This window comes from Streptomyces sp. NPDC093795, from assembly GCF_044764665.1.
In the GTDB taxonomy this organism is placed as follows: Bacteria; Actinomycetota; Actinomycetes; order Streptomycetales; family Streptomycetaceae; genus Streptomyces.
On record NZ_JBIWIO010000011.1, the window covers coordinates 109659 to 125252 of the forward strand.

Consider the following 15594-nt stretch of genomic DNA (forward strand, 5'->3'; position numbering starts at 1 on the left):
CAGTACTAGGTTCCCGATAGGGGGTCCCGGCCAGATGTTCGGTGCGTCACACATGTATGGCGGTGCTCTGCGCAGAGTAATCCACGGGTTTCCCGACTCGGAAGTAACCGCAGGTCGCACCCCCTAAGGTAGGGCGCATGCGAGTCCATGTGGTCAGTGACGTGCACGGGAACGCCGGAGACCTCGCCAGGGCGGGGGACGGTGCCGACGCCCTCATATGCCTGGGCGACCTGGTCCTCTTCCTCGACTACGCCGACCACAGCCGGGGGATCTTCCCCGACCTCTTCGGCGTCGAGAACGCCGACCGGCTCGTGGAGCTCCGCACCGCCCGCCGCTTCGACGAGGCCCGTGACCTGGGCCGCCGCCTCTGGGCCGAGCTCGACGTCGACCGAGAGACCGCGATCGAGGCCGCGGTCCGCGGCCAGTACGCCGAACTCTTCGCCGCGTTCCCCACCCCCACGTACGCCACCTACGGCAACGTCGACATCCCCCGCTTCTGGCCCGACTTCGCCCGGCCGGGGACGACCGTCCTCGACGGCGACCGGATCGAGCTCGGCGGACTCGTGTTCGGCTTCGTCGGCGGCGGCCTGCGCACCCCCATGCGCACCCCGTACGAGATCTCGGACGAGGAGTACGCGGCGAAGGTCGAGGCCCTCGGCGACGTCGACGTCCTCTGCTCCCACATCCCGCCGGAGGTCCCGGACCTGACGTACGACACCGTCGCCCGCCGTTTCGAGCGCGGCAGCCGCGCCCTGCTCGACGCCATCCGGCGCACCCGGCCCCGCTACTCCCTCTTCGGCCACGTCCACCAGCCGCTGGTCCGGCGGATGCGGATCGGCTCGACCGAGTGCGTGAACGTCGGCCACTTCGCCTCCACGGGCAGACCCTTCGCGCTGGAGTGGTGACGGGCGCCCGGTCGCGGCGCGATAGCCTGCCGTCGGCACATCTGCACGTTCGTGCCCTGCGATTTCCCTCGATCTCTGCCGGACCGCACAGTGGAGGAGCCACCGCGATGGCCGAACACACCAGCTCGAGCATCACCATCGAGGCGGCACCGGCCGACGTCATGGGCGTGATCGCCGACTTCGCCCGCTACCCCGAGTGGACGGGTGAGGTGAAGGAGGCCGAGGTCCTGGAGACCGACGACTCCGGCCGCGCGGAGAAGGTCCGGCTGCTCCTCGACGCCGGCGCGATCAAGGACGACCACACCCTCGCCTACACCTGGACCGGCACCGACAAGGTCAGCTGGACCCTGGTCAAGTCCCAGATGCTCCGCTCCCTCGACGGGTCCTACCGGCTCGCCGCGGTCGGCGGAGACCGGACCGAGGTCACCTACCAGCTGACGGTCGACGTCAAGATCCCCATGCTCGGCATGATCAAGCGCAAGGCGGAGAAGGTCATCATCGACCGCGCGCTGGCCGGCCTGAAGAAGCGGGTCGAATCCCGCGCGTAACCCGCCGTGAGGGGGAGCGGTAACGTTCCCCGCCATGCGGATCATCCTTGTCACCGGCCTCGGCGGCGCCGGCCGTACCACCGTCGCGGCCGCCACCGCCCTCGCCGAGGCACGCGCCGGCCGCCGGGTCCTGCTCGTCTCCGAGGACGCCGACCCGCTCTTCAGCGGCGACGGCGGCGACAGCGGCGGCAGCGGCGACGGCCTCCGGATCCTGCGCCCCGCCCCGGCCGCCGACTTCCGCCGCGAGTTCCTCGACCTCCAGGCCCGCTCTGGCGCCGCCCTCGACCTGCTCGGCGCCGCACCCTTCGAGGACGCCGAACTCACCGAACTCCCCGGCAGCCGCCAGTTCGCCCTGCTCCGCTCCCTCCGCGACGCCGCCCAGGGCGACCACGACCTCGCCGTCGTCGACCTGCCGCCGCTCCCCGAGGCCCTCGCCGTCCTCGCCCTGCCCGAGCAGCTCCGCCGCTACCTGCGCCGCCTCCTGCCCACCGAACGGCAGGCCGCCCGCGCCCTGCGCCCGATGCTCGCCCAGCTCGCCGGGGTCCCCATGCCCGCGCAGTGGCTGTACGAGACCACCGCGCGCTGGGAGGCCGAGCTCGCCGCCGTCCAGGCCGTCGTCGAGGCCCCCACCACCAGCGTCCGTCTCGTCCTGGAACCCGGCCCCGCCGCCGGCCGCGCCCTGCGCACCGCCCGGCTCGGCCTCGCCCTCCAGGGCCTCGCCCTCGACACCGTCGTCGCCAACCGGCTGCTGCCCGCCGACTCCGACGACCCCTGGCTCGCCGGCCTCACCACCCAGCAGCACCGGCACCTCGCGGAGCTCCGTACCGCCACCGGCGCCGTGGACGAGCTCCCCCACCTCGGCCGGGACCCCCGCGGCCCCGAGGACCTCGCGCTCCTCGCGCCCGCACGGCCCGCCGCCGCACCCGCCCCCGTACCGGAGTGGTCCGTCGAGGACCGGCGGGAGGAGGACGGTGTCCTCGTCTGGCACATCGCCCTCCCCGGCGCCGTCAAGGAGGAGCTGTCCCTCGTCCGGCGGGGCGACGAACTGCTTCTGGGCGTCGGCGCCTTCCGCCGCAACGTGCCCCTGCCGGGCGCCCTGCGCCGCTGCACCGTCACTGGGGCGGCACTCGTCGAAGGAGACCTCAGGGTGCGCTTCACGCCGGACCCCGGCCTGTGGCCCCGTACTCCCTGAGAGGGCGTGTACCGTCGAAGTACCAGCCACTGAGGAGTACGCCATGAGCGATTCGGACGCCTGGGCCAAGGCGTGCGCCGAGGACCTGGAGGCGGAGAAGGCCCGCCGCAGGGCCCAGCGCGGGGACGGGCCCGGCTCGCCCGCCGAGGAGTTCCGCAAGCTCTTCGAGGTCGTCGCCGACAAGGTCTCCGGCAGCCTCGGGAGCCCGCTGCTCGGCGGACAGGCCGCGCAGACCGTGCAGCAGCTCGTCGACCAGGCGAAGGCCGCCGTCGAGCCCGTCATCGAGCGCAACCCGCAGGTCTTCGACCACCTCGCCGCCGCCGGGAACGAACTGCTCGCCGCCTACCGCTCCGCCGTCGAGGGCCACGAGCGCCGCTGGACCCGCGACGACACGGTGCCCCCGCGATCCCCGGACGACCCGCGCGACGACGACCACAAGGACGACCGCAAGGACGACGAGGGGCCTGGAACCGGCCAGCACATCGACCTCGACTGATCAGTAGCCCCGTCCCCCTCGGGTACGGTGGGCCCTAGCGGGGCTCGACCGAAAACTGAGGGACACATGGGACTCACCATCGGCGTCGACATCGGCGGCACGAAGATCGCGGCCGGCGTGGTCGACGAGGAGGGCAACATCCTCGACACGCACAAGGTGCCCACCCCGCCGACCCCCGAGGGCATCGTCGACGCGATCTGCGCGGCCGTCTCCGAGGCCGGCAAGGGGCACTCGATCGAGGCCGTCGGCATCGGAGCCGCGGGCTACGTCGACGACAAGCGCGCCACCGTCCTCTTCGCGCCGAACATCGACTGGCGGCACGAGCCGCTCAAGGACAAGGTCGAGCAGCGGGTCGGCCTGCCCGTCGTCGTCGAGAACGACGCCAACGCGGCCGCCTGGGGCGAGTACAGGTTCGGCGCCGGCCAGGGCCACGAGGACGTCATCTGCATCACCCTCGGCACCGGCCTCGGCGGCGGCATCATCATCGGCAACAAGCTGCGCCGCGGACGCTTCGGCGTGGCCGCCGAGTTCGGCCACATCCGGGTCGTCCCCGACGGTCTGCTGTGCGGCTGCGGCAGCCAGGGCTGCTGGGAGCAGTACGCCTCAGGACGCGCCCTCGTCCGCTACGCCAAGCAGCGCGCCAACGCCACCCCGGAGCGCGCGGAGGTCCTGCTCGGTCTCGGCGACGGCACCCCCGACGGCATCGAGGGCAAGCACGTCAGCCAGGCCGCCCGCGCCGGTGACCCGGTCGCCGTCGACTCCTTCCGCGAGCTGGCCCGCTGGGCGGGCGCCGGTCTCGCCGACCTGGCCTCGCTGTTCGACCCGTCGGCGTTCATCGTCGGCGGCGGCGTCTCGGACGAGGGCGACCTCGTCCTCGACCCGATCCGCAAGTCCTTCCGGCGCTGGCTGATCGGCGGCCAGTGGCGCCCGCACGCGCAGGTCCTCGCGGCCCAGCTCGGCAACAAGGCCGGACTCGTCGGCGCGGCGGACCTGGCCCGCCAGGGCTGAGCACCCGTACGAAGGCATACGGCGACCGCCCGTCGCGTCCTTGCGGACGCGGCGGGCGGTTGTCGTACGTTACGTTCCATGGCGATCAGTGAGCTGCCCAACTCCCGGACCGAGGCGGACGGTTCGGCCGTCCTGCGGGTCCTCAGCTACAACGTCCGCTCGATGCGCGACGACGAGGACGCCCTCGCCCGGGTGATCCGGGCCTGCGCCCCGGATCTCGTCCTCGTCCAGGAGGCCCCGCGCTTCTTCCGCTGGCGCAAGCACGCCGCCCGGCTCGCCGCCAAGAGCGACCTCGTCGTCCTGAGCGGCGGCGCCACCGCCGCCGGGCCGCTGCTGCTCTGCTCCCTGCGGGCCACCGTGGAGCGCACCGAGGACGTCCTGCTTCCCCTCACCCCCGGCCTCCACCGGCGCGGTCTCGCGACCGCCGTCGTCCGCTTCGCCGGGGCCCGGGTCGGACTCGTCAGCTGCCATCTGAGCCTGCGGAAGGAGGAGCGGTACGCCCAGGCCGGGATGGTCCTCGACCGGGTCGCCGCCCTGGGGACCCCGTACGCCCTGGTCGCGGGGGACCTCAACGAACGGCCCGACGGCCCCGCCTTCCGCCGCCTCACCAAGGAGCTCCAGGACGGCTGGGAGGTCAGCCCGTGGGGCGGCGAACACACCTCGACCCCCGCCGACCCGCACCAGCGGATCGACGCGATCCTGGCCACTCCGGGCATCGAGTTCCTCGGCTGCGGGGTGCCGAAGGACCTCGACCCGGCGGACCTGCGGGCCGCCACCGATCACCTGCCGGTGCTCGCGGCGGTCCGCGTCCCCGCGGCGACCTGAGGGCCGCCCGCCCGCCGGCCGGGGCGCCCGCCACCGGCTCGGCGGACGGAGTCCGGCGCAGCCGCCCGAAGCCCGCGAGGCGCCCCTGGCGCCGAACGGTGCGAGGGCGGCGTCAAGAGATCAGACGACCGCGCCGCGGCCCGGGTCGTCGAAGCCGTCGTCGTCCTCGTCGTCGTGCTTCATGCGCGCCACCAGGGTGGCGAAGCCGCCCAGGAAGCCGCCGACGCAGAGCGTGGTCAGCCACCAGGTCATGTCCCAGCGCAGCAGGACCGCGATCAGCATCAGCACCGGGCCGCCGATCACGGCCAGCCAGCCGAACTTGGTCGTGGCGTCCGCCTCGGGCAGCGGCGGCGGCTCCGGCGGTACGAAGTGGTCGCCGGAGCCGCCGGGGGAGTCCTCGGGGTCGGCGGGCGAGTAGTCCCGGGGGCCGCTGGGCCGCACCCCGGGTGCGAACACGACGGAACTCCCGAGCGCGGGCGGCGCGGGCCCGTCCCCCGGCTCGCTGTCGCCCGGCTCGGTGTCGCCCGGCGTCGAGTCCTTCGACTTCGGGTCCTCCGGCTCCGGGTCCTCCGCGGGCCGGGACGCCTCGATCCTGAACTTCTCGGTCAGGGACTTCTCGGTCGGAGAGGTTCCGGTCGGGGAGGTTCCCTTCGGGGCGCCCCCGCTCCCGGGCCCGTCGGAGGAGTCCGTCTCCTCGTCCTCCGGCTCCGGCAACGACAGGTTCTCGACGGTCCGGAACGGTTTCGCCCCCGGCGGGTCCACGGGCTCGTCACCGTACCCGGCGACGATCGCGGCCCAGGCCGCCTCCTCGTCGATGGGCTGCGGCTCCCGCTCGCCGCCGTCCTGCTGCTCAGCCACCGCTCCTGCTCCCCTTTCCGCCGACCAGACCCGGGGCGAGACGCTCGACGAAGGCCAGGCTCTCGTCGAAGATCCGCTCCGCGTCATGGTCCAACGTCGCCACGTGGTAGCTCTGTTCCAGCAGGATCTCCCGGACGTCCGTCGAGGAGATCCGGGAGAGGATCCGGGCCGAGTCGGCCGGCGGCACGACATGGTCCTGGGGGCTGTGCAGCAGCAGAACCGGCTGCGTGACCTGCGGAAGCTCCCGGTCCACGGTCCGGAAGAACTGTCGCAGCGAGTACGCGGCGTGCAGCGGCACCCGGTCGTACCCGATCTCCTTCACGCCCTCCTTCGCGATGTCGCTGGCGATCCCGTTCGTCGAGGGGACCAGATGCCGGACGACCGGCAGCGCGTGCGCCGCCACGCCGTGCACCTTGTTGCCCGGGTTGACCAGGACGACGCCCCGCACGGCGTCCCCGTGCTGGGCGGCGAGCCGCAGCGTCAGCGCCCCGCCCATGGAGAGACCGAAGACGAAGACGGTCTCGCACCGCTCCAGGAGCTCGCGCAGCGCCCGGTCCACCTCCGCGTACCAGTCGCGCCAGGTGGTGAGCTGCATGTCCTGCCAGCGGGTGCCGTGGCCGGGCAGCAGGGGCAGCGACACCGTGAGCCCGCGCTCGGCGAGATACTCGGCCCACGGGCGCAGTGACTGCGGGGAACCGGTGAATCCGTGACAGAGAAGGACGCCGACCTCTCCGCCCTCGTGGCGGTACGGCTCGGCTCCGGGAAGGACCGGCACCGGGGTCTCCTGTTCGGTTGCGTCTCCGGCGTCTTCGGATGCGCCGAAGCGACGGAGAACGGGGAAGGACCTTCACGGTACGCGACCGGACCGACACCGACCAGGGCCGTAGCGGGGGCCGTACGCCGGTACGGGATAAAGTCGTCGCCACGGCACACGGAAGGCATGGCGAGTTGATCTACGGCGCAATGAAGTTCTCCCTCGGAGGGTCCCTGAAGCTTGCCTTCCGGCCCTGGGTGGAGGGTCTGGAGAACATTCCCGCCGAGGGGCCCGCGATCCTGGCGAGCAACCACCTGTCGTTCTCCGACTCCTTCTTCCTGCCCGCCGTCCTCGACCGCAAGGTCACCTTCATCGCCAAGGCGGAGTACTTCACCTCGCCGGGCGTGAAGGGCAAGCTCACCGCCGCCTTCTTCAAGGGCGTCGGTCAGCTCCCGGTGGACCGTTCGGGTGCCCGCGGTGCGGGCGAGGCGGCCATCAAGGCCGGGATCCAGGTCATCGAGAAGGGCGGCCTCTTCGGGATCTACCCCGAGGGCACCCGCTCGCCCGACGGGCGTCTCTACCGGGGCAAGCCCGGCGGTCTCGCGCGCGTGGCCCTGGCCACGGGCGCGCCCGTGATCCCGGTCGCCATGATCGACACCGAGAAGATCCAGCCGCCCGGCAAGGTCGTCCCCAAGCTGATGCGCCCGGGGATCCGGATCGGCAAGCCGCTGGACTTCACCCGCTACCAGGGCATGGAGGGGGACCGCTTCATCCTGCGTTCGGTGACCGACGAGGTCATGTACGAGATCATGAAGCTGTCCGGCCAGGAGTACGTCGACATCTACGCGACCGCCGCCAAGCGGCAGATCGCGGACGCCGAGAAGGCGGCCAAGGAAGCCGTCAAGGCCGAGATCGCGGCGCGGGAAGAGTCCGGCGCGTAGGCGTTCGGCGCGTAGGCGTCCCCGCGAGGGGCGTCCGGGGGTGGGGGAGATGGCCAAGCGCGAGCGTGTCGTGCGCATGTCGGTCGAGCAGCCGCTGTGGCGTGCGCTGACCGGCTACCGCGTGCTGACCATGGTCTACGCGGTCCTGTTGTTCGCCTTCACCCGGGACGCGTACGAGCGGCCCTGGATCGCCGTCGCCTATCTCGCGGTGATGTGCGTCTGGACGCTCGCGACGCTGCCCAAGGTGGCGAACGCGGCCAGCTGCACCAAGCGCTTCCTGGGCGCAGACCTCACCGTCGCCCTCGTCGGCATCCTCCTCACCCCGCTCGCCGACGCCCACGCCCAGACCGTCGACGGCCCCACCCTGCCGTCGATATGGACCGCCGGCTCCGTCCTCGCGTACGCGATCAAGGGCGGCTGGCGCTGGGCCGGTGTCGCCTCCTCCCTCGTCGCCGTCGCGAACATCGTCGAGCGGGGCCACCCCAGCCGGGACACCCTCCACAACGTCCTGCTCGTCTGGGTGGCCTCCATCGCCATCGGATACGTCGTCGAGGTCGCCCGCGCCTCCGAGCGCACCCTCGCCCGCGCCCTGGAGATCGAGGCCGCGACCCGGGAGCGCGAGCGGCTCGCCAGGGACATCCACGACAGCGTGCTCCAGGTCCTCGCGATGGTGCAGCGGCGCGGCACGGCGATCGGCGGTGAGGCCGCCGAGCTCGGCAGGATGGCGGGGGAGCAGGAGGTCGCCCTCCGTACCCTCGTCGCGGGCGGTCTCGCCCGGCCCAGCCTGGTCTCCGAGGACGAGTCGGAGGGCGCCGTCGTCCGGGTCGTCGACGAGGACGACGAGGCCGACGACGACTCGCCCGTCGACCTGCGGCTCCTGCTCGCCCCGCGCGCCGGAGCCAGGGTCACCCTCTCCGATCCGGGCGCTCCGGTCCTGCTGCCGCCGCCCGCCGCCCGCGAGCTGGCCGCCGCCGTCGGCGCCGCCCTGGACAATGTGCGGGTGCACGTGGGGGAGGACGCCCAGGCCTGGATCCTCGTGGAGGACTGGACCGACGAGGTGATCGTCACCGTCCGGGACGACGGCCCCGGCATCCCGGAGGGCCGCCTCGCGCAGGCGGAGGGAGAGGGCCGGATGGGCGTCGCCCTCTCCATCCGGGGGAGACTGCGGGAGCTCGGCGGCACGGCCGAGCTGATCTCGGTCCCCGGGCAGGGCACGGAAGTCGAGTTGAAGGTCCCACGGGGGAAGGCAGGACGAGGAAGATGAACGAGCAGCAGACCGAGCGGCCGATCAGAGTGATGGTCGTCGACGACCATCCGATGTGGCGGGACGCGGTCGCCCGCGACCTCGCCGAGGCGGGCCTGGACGTGGTGGCCACCGCGGGCGACGGCGAGCAGGCGGTGCGCCGTGCCCAGGCCGTCACCCCGGACGTCCTCGTCCTGGACCTGAACCTGCCGGTGAAGCCGGGCGTCCAGGTGTGCAAGGAGCTCGTGGGAGCCCGCCCCGAACTGCGGGTCCTCGTGCTCTCCGCGAGCGGCGAGCACGCCGACGTCCTGGAGGCCGTCAAGTCCGGCGCCACCGGCTACCTCCTGAAGTCGGCCAGTACGGAGGAGCTGATCGACGCCGTGCGGCGGACGGCGGTCGGCGACCCCGTCTTCACCCCCGGTCTCGCCGGTCTGGTCCTCGGCGAGTACCGCAGGCTCGCCTCGGAACCCGCCCCGGCGGCAGGCGCCGACGAGCCGAAGGCGCCGCAGCTGACCGAGCGCGAGACGGAGGTCCTGCGGCTCGTCGCCAAGGGCCTCAGCTACAAGCAGATCGCGGAGCGCCTGGTGATCTCGCACCGCACGGTCCAGAACCACGTCCAGAACACCCTCGGCAAGCTCCAGCTCCACAACCGGGTGGAGCTCGTCCGGTACGCCATCGAGCGCGGCCTCGACGACGCCTGAGGCGCCCGGTGTGACGGTGGGCCGTATATTCCCGCATATACGGCCTGTCACCGCAGCGAGGGGTATACGTGGAAATCCTGGCATTCGGCGTGCAGGCGGACGAGAAGCCCCTGCTCGAGAAGGCGTTCGCGGGTCACCACGACATCCGCTGCCTGGACGTCTTCCTCACCGAGGACACCGCCCCCATCGCGGCCGGCTACGAGATCGTCTCCACCAGCGTCAACGCCATCCTGGACCACCGGGTCCTGCAGACCCTCGCCGCCGGCGGCACCCAGATGATCGCCCAGCGCTCCACGGGCTTCAACAACATCGACCTGGAGGTGGCCGAGCGCCTCGGCCTCACCGTCGCCCGGGTCTCGTACTACTCGCCCTACTCCGTCGCCGAGTTCGCCTGGACCCTCGCGACCGCCGTCAACCGCCGGATCGTCCGCGCCTCCAACCGGACCCGCGACTTCGACTTCCGCCTCGACGGGCTGATGGGCCGTGACCTGCGGGGCCGTACCGTCGGCGTCCTCGGCACCGGCAAGATCGGCGAGGCCTTCACCCGGATCGCCCACGGCTTCGGCATGAACCTGCTCGGCTGGGACGTCGCCGAGAACCCCGCCTGCGTCTCCCTCGGCATGAGGTACGTCGAGAAGGAACAGCTCTTCGCCGAGGCCGACCTGATCAGCCTGCACGTGCCGCTGCTCCCGTCGACCCAGCACCTCGTGGACGCCAGGGCCCTCAAGGCCATGAAGGACGACGCCATCCTGGTGAACTCCAGCCGGGGCGGGCTCGTCGACACCGAGGCGCTGGTCGTCGAACTCCGGGCCGGACGCTTCACCGGGGTCGGCCTCGACGTGTACGAGGCGGAGGCCGGGCTCTTCTTCCTCGACAAGTCCCTGGAGGTCGTCGAGGACGACACCCTGGCCCGGCTCGTCACCTTCCCGAACGTGGTGGTGACCTCCCACCAGGCGTACTACACGGTGGACGCGGTCGGCCAGATCATCGACACCACGGTCCAGAACGTCCTCGACTACACGGCGGGGCGGCGCGGCGAGAACGTCCTGGTCCCCAGGGTCGCCGGTTAGACCAGCACGCCCGCGAGCAGCGAGGCCGTCAGGGCGGCGCCGTCCGTCGTGAGCACCGACTCGGGGTGGAACTGGACCCCCGCGAAGCCCGGCCCGCGCAGCGCGTGGACCTCGCCGGTCTCCGCGTCCCGGCTCACCTCGATCCGGTGCAGCGCCAGTTCCGTCGCCGTCCGCTCGTCGCAGCGGGCGGTGAAGCTGTTGTAGAAGCCGACCGTCCGCTCCTGACCGAAGAGGTCGATCCGCAGCTGGGCCCCCTGGAACGGGGTCCGCTTGCGGACGATCTCCAGGCCCAGTTCGGCGGCGATCAGCTCGTGCCCGAGGCAGACACCGAGCAGGCCGTGCCGGTGGTCCCGCACGAGGTCGGCCGTCAGGGAGCGCAGGAAGCGCATCTTCGGATCGGCGGCGTCCGAGGGGTTTCCGGGACCGGGGCCCAGCACCACAGGCCCCTCGTGGGCGAGCGCGAACTCCCGCAGGCCCGGCTCGTCGTACCGGAGGACCGACACGTCGAGGCCCGAGGAGCGCAGGACATGCGCCAGCATCGCCGTGAAGGTGTCCTCGGCGTCGACGACCAGGGCGTGGCCGGACAGTTCGGCCGAGCGGACCTGCATCTTCAGCCAGAACGGCGCGAGGTCGGCCCGCCGGGCGTCCAGGGCGGCCCGTACCCGGGGGTCGTCGGCGAGGGGAGCGGGAGCCGGTGCCGGTCCGCCGGACGGCCGGCCCTCCCGTACCCCGAGGGCGGTGAGCACCCCAGCCGCCTTCGCGTGGGTCTCGGCCACCTCGCCCGCCGGATCCGAGTGCCGGACGAGGGTGGCGCCGACCGGGACCCGCAGCCGCCCGCCGGTGTCGATGTCGGCCGTACGGATCAGGATGGGAGAGTCCAGGGTCTGGGCGCCGTGCGCGTCGGTGCCGAGCAGGGCCAGCGCCCCCGCGTAGTAACCCCGCCCGCCGACCTCGTGACGCTCGATCACCCGGCAGGCGTTCTGCACCGGCGAGCCGGTCACGGTCGCCGCGAACATCGTCTCCCGCAGCACCTCCCGCACGTCCAGGGACGAGCGGCCCCGCAACTCGTACTCGGTGTGCGCGAGATGGACCATCTCCTTGAGCCGTGGGCCGATCACCACGCCGCCCATGTCGCCGACCGTGCACATCATCTTGAGCTCCTCGTCGACCACCATCGACAGCTCCTCGGTCTCCTTGCGGTCGGCGAGGAAGGCGAGGAGGCCCTCGGCGGTCGGGGCGGCCCCGGCCGGGTAGCGGTACGTGCCGCTGATCGGGTTCATCACGACCGTCCCGCCCGACATCCGTACGTGCACCTCGGGGCTGGCCCCGACCAGGGTCCGGTCGCCGGTGTGCACGACGAAGGTCCAGTACGCGCCCCGCTCGCCCGTCAGCAGTCGCCGGAACAGGGCGAGGGCGTCGGTGCGCCCGAAGCCGGGGATCTCGCCCGTGTACGTCCTGCGGATGACGAAGTTCGCGCCCTCGCCCGAGCCGATCTCCTCGTCGATGACCCGCCGCACGATGCCGGCGTACTCCTCGTCGGAGACGTCGAAGCCGCCGCCCTCGACGGCCACGTCGTGCGCGGGAAGCCGTTCGAGGGCCTCGGCGAGCGGCAGCTCGTACACCTCGTCGGCGACGAGCACGGAGAGCGGGGTGCCGTCGTCGCGCACGTCGAAGCCGCGCTCCCGGATCTGCCGGAAGGGCACGAGGGCGAGCGTCGGCAGCGGTCCGACGGGCAGCTCCGCGAGGCGCTCGGCCTCGTGGACCCGGCCGATCAGCACCTCGACGGTGTCGTGGTCACGGCCGGGGGTGCGGCGGCGCAGCAGGGCGAAGGGCGGGGCGGAGTCGTCGAGGAGACGGGAGAGGTCCATGGGATCCGTGGTTCCTTCCGGCGGAGTGCGGAGAGGAACGGCCCGGGTACGAGAAAAGGCCGCCCCTCGGGCGGCCTTTGCGTCTGTCGGTGTACGCGCAGTCAGTGGGCCGCCGGATGAGCGGTCCACCACCAGTTCTGGATCTGAGGCGCGAACATGCCAGCACTGTAACCCAGCGGGACACGGGAACGGGGCCCGGTCCGCACCGTGGACGGTACGGACCGGGCCCCGTTGAGAGAGCGTCTCGACTACCCGATCAGAAGATCAGGTTGTAGATCTGCCAGCCCGGGCCCACGTTGACACGGGTGGCGAACGGCGTGGTAGCGCTGCCCAGGCCCTTGTACGACCAGAGCGTGCCGGAGCCGTCGCGGCCGATGAGGTCGACCTTGCCGTCGCCGGACAGGTCGCTCGGACCGACGATGCTGTTGTACGCGCCCCAGCCCGCCCCGACCTTGACGCGGGTGGCGAACGGCGAGGTGGCCTTGCCCGTACCGGTGTACGACCAGAGCACACCGGCGGTGTCGCGGGCGATCAGGTCGGCCTTGCCGTCACCGGACAGGTCGCCGGTGCTGACGATCGCGTTGTACGCCTGCCAGCCGGTGCCGATCCGGGCCCGGGTCGCGAACGGGGTGGCCGGGACGCCGGTGCCCTGGTACAGCCACAGGACGCCCGACTTCTCGCGCGCGATCAGGTCCGGCTTGCCGTCGTTGGTCACGTCGCGGACGGCGACGATCCGGTCGTAGGCCCCCCAGCCGCCACCGGTCCGCAGTCGGCCCTTGAACGGGGCGGACGGGTTGCCGCTGCCCTGGTAGTACCAGAGCACACCGGAGGTGTCCCGGGCGACGGCGTCACCGGTGCCGTCGGCCCGGAGAGCGGTCATCGGGGTGACGACGTTGTAGCCCCCCCAGCTGCTGCCGACCCGGTACCGGGCCAGGAACGGCGCGGAGGCGTTGCCCGTGCCCTGGTACTGCCAGAGGACACCGGAGGCGTCACGGGCGATGACGTTGTAGCGGTTGGTCGTGGCGACGGGGGAAGCGCCGGGCGCCTCCGCGATGTCGCTCTGCTTGACCCAGACGACCTTGTGGTGGAAGCGGATCGGCACGTACATCGTGCTGCCGACGACGTTCTTCTGGGCGGAGCCGAACCAGTCGTCGCCCTTCACCGCCGGGCCGGCCTTCACGTAGGCCTGACCGGGGGCGAAGGTGAACTTGGTCAGGTAGGCACCGTCGTCCTTCGGAACCTCCAGGCCGGCCGCGGTGTAGGCGGCGGTCTCCGGGAAGGAACGACCGTAGACCTTGGCCGAGGTGAGCCCCGACTTCACCTTCACGGTCGTGGCGCCGGTCACCGGCGCCGTGTACTGACCGCCCGGGTTGTAGAACCAGGCCTTCTGGCCGGCGTACCAGATCGCCGTCCAGTTGTACTGACTCTCGGCGACGACGTAGGAGCCGCCGGCCCTGACCTTGTTCCCGTAGTTCGAGCCCTCGGACCAGAGCGAGCTGAAGTACGGGTCCTTCAGCGTCGCCGCGGACGTCGAAGGCGAGGTGTACAGGTAGCCGAAGTTGGACGGACGCGCGGGGACGGCCGTGCCACCGGTGGTGAGCTTCGGCTGGTTCGCCGTGGTGAACGGCGGCACCACACGGACCACCTGGCCGGCCTTGAGTAGACCGCCCGGTCCCTTGTCGCCCTGCGGGGCGCCCATGAGGGACATGTAGTAGTTCCAGTCCCAGTACGGGCCCGCGTCCCAGTGGAGCTTGCCGAGGCCGGCGTCCGTCTGGAGCGCCACCTCGTCATGACCGATGATGTGCTCACGGTCGAGCGGCACGCCGTACGTCTTCGCCAGGTGCTTCACCAGCTCCGCGGAGGAACGGTACTGCTGCTCCGTGTACCAGCTGCCCTCCTTGATGGCGTAGCCCTCGTGCTCCACGCCGATGGAGTGCATGTTGTGGGTCCAGTTACCCGCGTGCCACGCCAGATTCTTGTTCTCGAGCATCTGGGTGACCAGGCCGTCGGAGGCCTTGATCAGGTAGTGGGCGCTGGCCCCGCTCGTCGGCGTCGTGAGCACCTGGAGCGAGCCGTCGTAGCCGCCCTCGGTGTCGTGGATGACGATCTGACGGATGTCGACGCCCTGGTTGGGGCGGTCGGCCGCGGTGTAGTTCTTCCTCCCCTCGGCATCGGGGACGGACAGCTTGACGTTGCAGTTCAGGCCGGTGGGGCACTCGGGGAGCGCGGTGGCCGCCGTGCCCGCGAAGCTCGCCGCCAACGGCACGTTCGCCGGCTTGACCGGCTCGACCGTGGCGTCGGCCGGCAGGGCGACCTGCTCGCCGTCCTGGGTGAGCTCCCGCTCACCCGTCCTGATCGACTCGAAGACGCGCTTCGCGAAGAGGTCCGCGCCCTTCCGGTCGGAGGACTGGCCGTAGCGCGCCACCGCCGGGTACCAGTCGCCCGGCTCCTCCGACAGCTCGGCGCCCGCCTGCTTCTGGTAGTCGGCGAGCAGCGCCGCACCGGCCCGGATGGAGGCCGCGGAGTCGTTCTGGACGGCCTCGGTGGAGCTGTCGATCAGCTCGGCGGCCTTGTCCAGGGTGTGGAGGCGGGGGTCGTCGGTGTCGACGATCGCCTTCTCCAGGATGCTCCGGACCTTCTCACGGTCGAAGGTCTTCTCGATCTCCGGGCGGCCGGAGCCGTTGAAGTGATCGATCTGCTCGTCGGTGACTTCCTGCTCCACGTCATCGGCGTCGACCTTCGTCAGACCCATGACGTTGTACGCGCCGGTGACGCTCGGCTCGCCGTCGTGCGACTCCCACCGCGTCTGGTTGTACGACACGGCCATCAGCACACTCTGCGGCACATCGAACTCACGCGCCGCGTTTGCGAACTGCGACTGCAGGGAAGAGTCCCCAGCAGCCTTGCCGTCGCTCGCCGCCACGCCCAGCAGGCCGGGGGAGGCGACCGCGATGGTGCCGATCGTGGCCGTGGCCACGACGGCGGCCGCCGCTCCGTACAAGATTCGTTTCTTCTTGCGGTCCCTGCGGTGCCTCTGGGTCACGCCCACCCCTGTGGTTCGACTGTCAACTTGTGAAACGGGCCAGAGGGTAACACCACTCGATGGCGTGAAGATCGCCGGTGGACATTTCGGGCGCGTGTCTCAGCCACTGGGCAGGGGGACAGGACCGGACGAAGAACCCCGT

The 15594-nt window shown here is 71.7% G+C and carries 15 protein-coding genes; 10 read left to right on the forward strand and 5 right to left on the reverse strand.

Annotated features, from left to right (window positions below; translation table 11 throughout):
- Positions 1 to 137 precede the first annotated feature (137 nt).
- From ACIRB7_RS27180 to ACIRB7_RS27205, 6 genes are all read left to right on the forward strand, one after another.
- Positions 138 to 905 (forward strand): metallophosphoesterase, encoded by a 768-nt coding sequence (locus tag ACIRB7_RS27180; RefSeq protein ID WP_403603455.1) that lies wholly within the window; start codon positions 138 to 140, stop codon positions 903 to 905.
- A 107-nt stretch (positions 906 to 1012) separates the two neighbouring features.
- Positions 1013 to 1453 carry an SRPBCC family protein gene (locus tag ACIRB7_RS27185; protein ID WP_403603457.1) on the forward strand — a complete coding sequence of 147 codons (441 nt, stop codon included), beginning with the start codon at positions 1013 to 1015 and terminating at the stop codon, positions 1451 to 1453.
- 34 nt (positions 1454 to 1487) lie between these two features.
- The gene (locus ACIRB7_RS27190; protein ID WP_403603459.1) at positions 1488 to 2645 is read left to right on the forward strand and encodes an ArsA-related P-loop ATPase; all 1158 of its coding nucleotides are present in this window, start codon (positions 1488 to 1490) and stop codon (positions 2643 to 2645) included.
- Positions 2646 to 2688: 43 nt separating this feature from the next.
- Positions 2689 to 3141 carry a DUF5304 domain-containing protein gene (locus ACIRB7_RS27195; protein ID WP_403603461.1) on the forward strand — a complete coding sequence of 151 codons (453 nt, stop codon included), beginning with the start codon at positions 2689 to 2691 and terminating at the stop codon, positions 3139 to 3141.
- A 66-nt stretch (positions 3142 to 3207) separates the two neighbouring features.
- Positions 3208 to 4149 carry an ROK family glucokinase gene (locus ACIRB7_RS27200; protein WP_351214735.1) on the forward strand — a complete coding sequence of 314 codons (942 nt, stop codon included), beginning with the start codon at positions 3208 to 3210 and terminating at the stop codon, positions 4147 to 4149.
- A gap of 78 nt (positions 4150 to 4227) precedes the next feature.
- On the forward strand, positions 4228 to 4974 hold the full coding sequence (locus ACIRB7_RS27205) for an endonuclease/exonuclease/phosphatase family protein (protein ID WP_403603463.1): 747 nt from the start codon (positions 4228 to 4230) through the stop codon (positions 4972 to 4974).
- Between the two features lie 120 nt (positions 4975 to 5094).
- On the opposite strand, the gene ACIRB7_RS27210 is transcribed toward ACIRB7_RS27205, so the two are convergent.
- The gene (locus ACIRB7_RS27210) at positions 5095 to 5832 is read right to left on the reverse strand and encodes a hypothetical protein (protein ID WP_403603465.1); all 738 of its coding nucleotides are present in this window, start codon (positions 5830 to 5832) and stop codon (positions 5095 to 5097) included.
- Positions 5825 to 6607, reverse strand: coding sequence for an alpha/beta hydrolase (locus tag ACIRB7_RS27215; RefSeq protein WP_403603467.1), 783 nt, complete (start codon positions 6605 to 6607; stop codon positions 5825 to 5827). Before ACIRB7_RS27215 ends, ACIRB7_RS27210 begins: the two co-directional genes overlap by 8 nt.
- Positions 6608 to 6795: 188 nt before the next feature.
- Between ACIRB7_RS27215 and ACIRB7_RS27220 the strand changes: the two genes are divergently transcribed.
- From ACIRB7_RS27220 to ACIRB7_RS27235, 4 genes are all read left to right on the forward strand, one after another.
- The gene (locus ACIRB7_RS27220; RefSeq protein ID WP_403603469.1) at positions 6796 to 7527 is read left to right on the forward strand and encodes a lysophospholipid acyltransferase family protein; all 732 of its coding nucleotides are present in this window, start codon (positions 6796 to 6798) and stop codon (positions 7525 to 7527) included.
- A gap of 49 nt (positions 7528 to 7576) precedes the next feature.
- Positions 7577 to 8791 carry a MacS family sensor histidine kinase gene (gene macS, locus ACIRB7_RS27225; protein ID WP_403603471.1) on the forward strand — a complete coding sequence of 405 codons (1215 nt, stop codon included), beginning with the start codon at positions 7577 to 7579 and terminating at the stop codon, positions 8789 to 8791.
- Positions 8788 to 9471 (forward strand): response regulator, encoded by a 684-nt coding sequence (locus ACIRB7_RS27230; protein WP_403603473.1) that lies wholly within the window; start codon positions 8788 to 8790, stop codon positions 9469 to 9471. The genes macS and ACIRB7_RS27230 overlap by 4 nt, the downstream gene beginning before the upstream one ends.
- A gap of 68 nt (positions 9472 to 9539) precedes the next feature.
- On the forward strand, positions 9540 to 10541 hold the full coding sequence (locus tag ACIRB7_RS27235; RefSeq protein ID WP_403603475.1) for a 2-hydroxyacid dehydrogenase: 1002 nt from the start codon (positions 9540 to 9542) through the stop codon (positions 10539 to 10541).
- On the opposite strand, the gene ACIRB7_RS27240 is transcribed toward ACIRB7_RS27235, so the two are convergent.
- The 3 genes from ACIRB7_RS27240 to ACIRB7_RS27250 form a co-directional block, all read right to left on the reverse strand.
- Positions 10538 to 12409, reverse strand: coding sequence for an anthranilate synthase family protein (locus tag ACIRB7_RS27240; protein WP_403603477.1), 1872 nt, complete (start codon positions 12407 to 12409; stop codon positions 10538 to 10540). The genes ACIRB7_RS27235 and ACIRB7_RS27240 overlap by 4 nt on opposite strands.
- Before the next feature lie 101 nt (positions 12410 to 12510).
- Entirely contained in the window at positions 12511 to 12567 is a 57-nt protein-coding gene (locus tag ACIRB7_RS27245; protein WP_071892416.1) for a trp operon leader peptide, read from the reverse strand.
- Between the two features lie 98 nt (positions 12568 to 12665).
- Entirely contained in the window at positions 12666 to 15452 is a 2787-nt protein-coding gene (locus ACIRB7_RS27250; protein WP_403603479.1) for an N-acetylmuramoyl-L-alanine amidase, read from the reverse strand.
- Positions 15453 to 15594 lie beyond the last annotated feature (142 nt).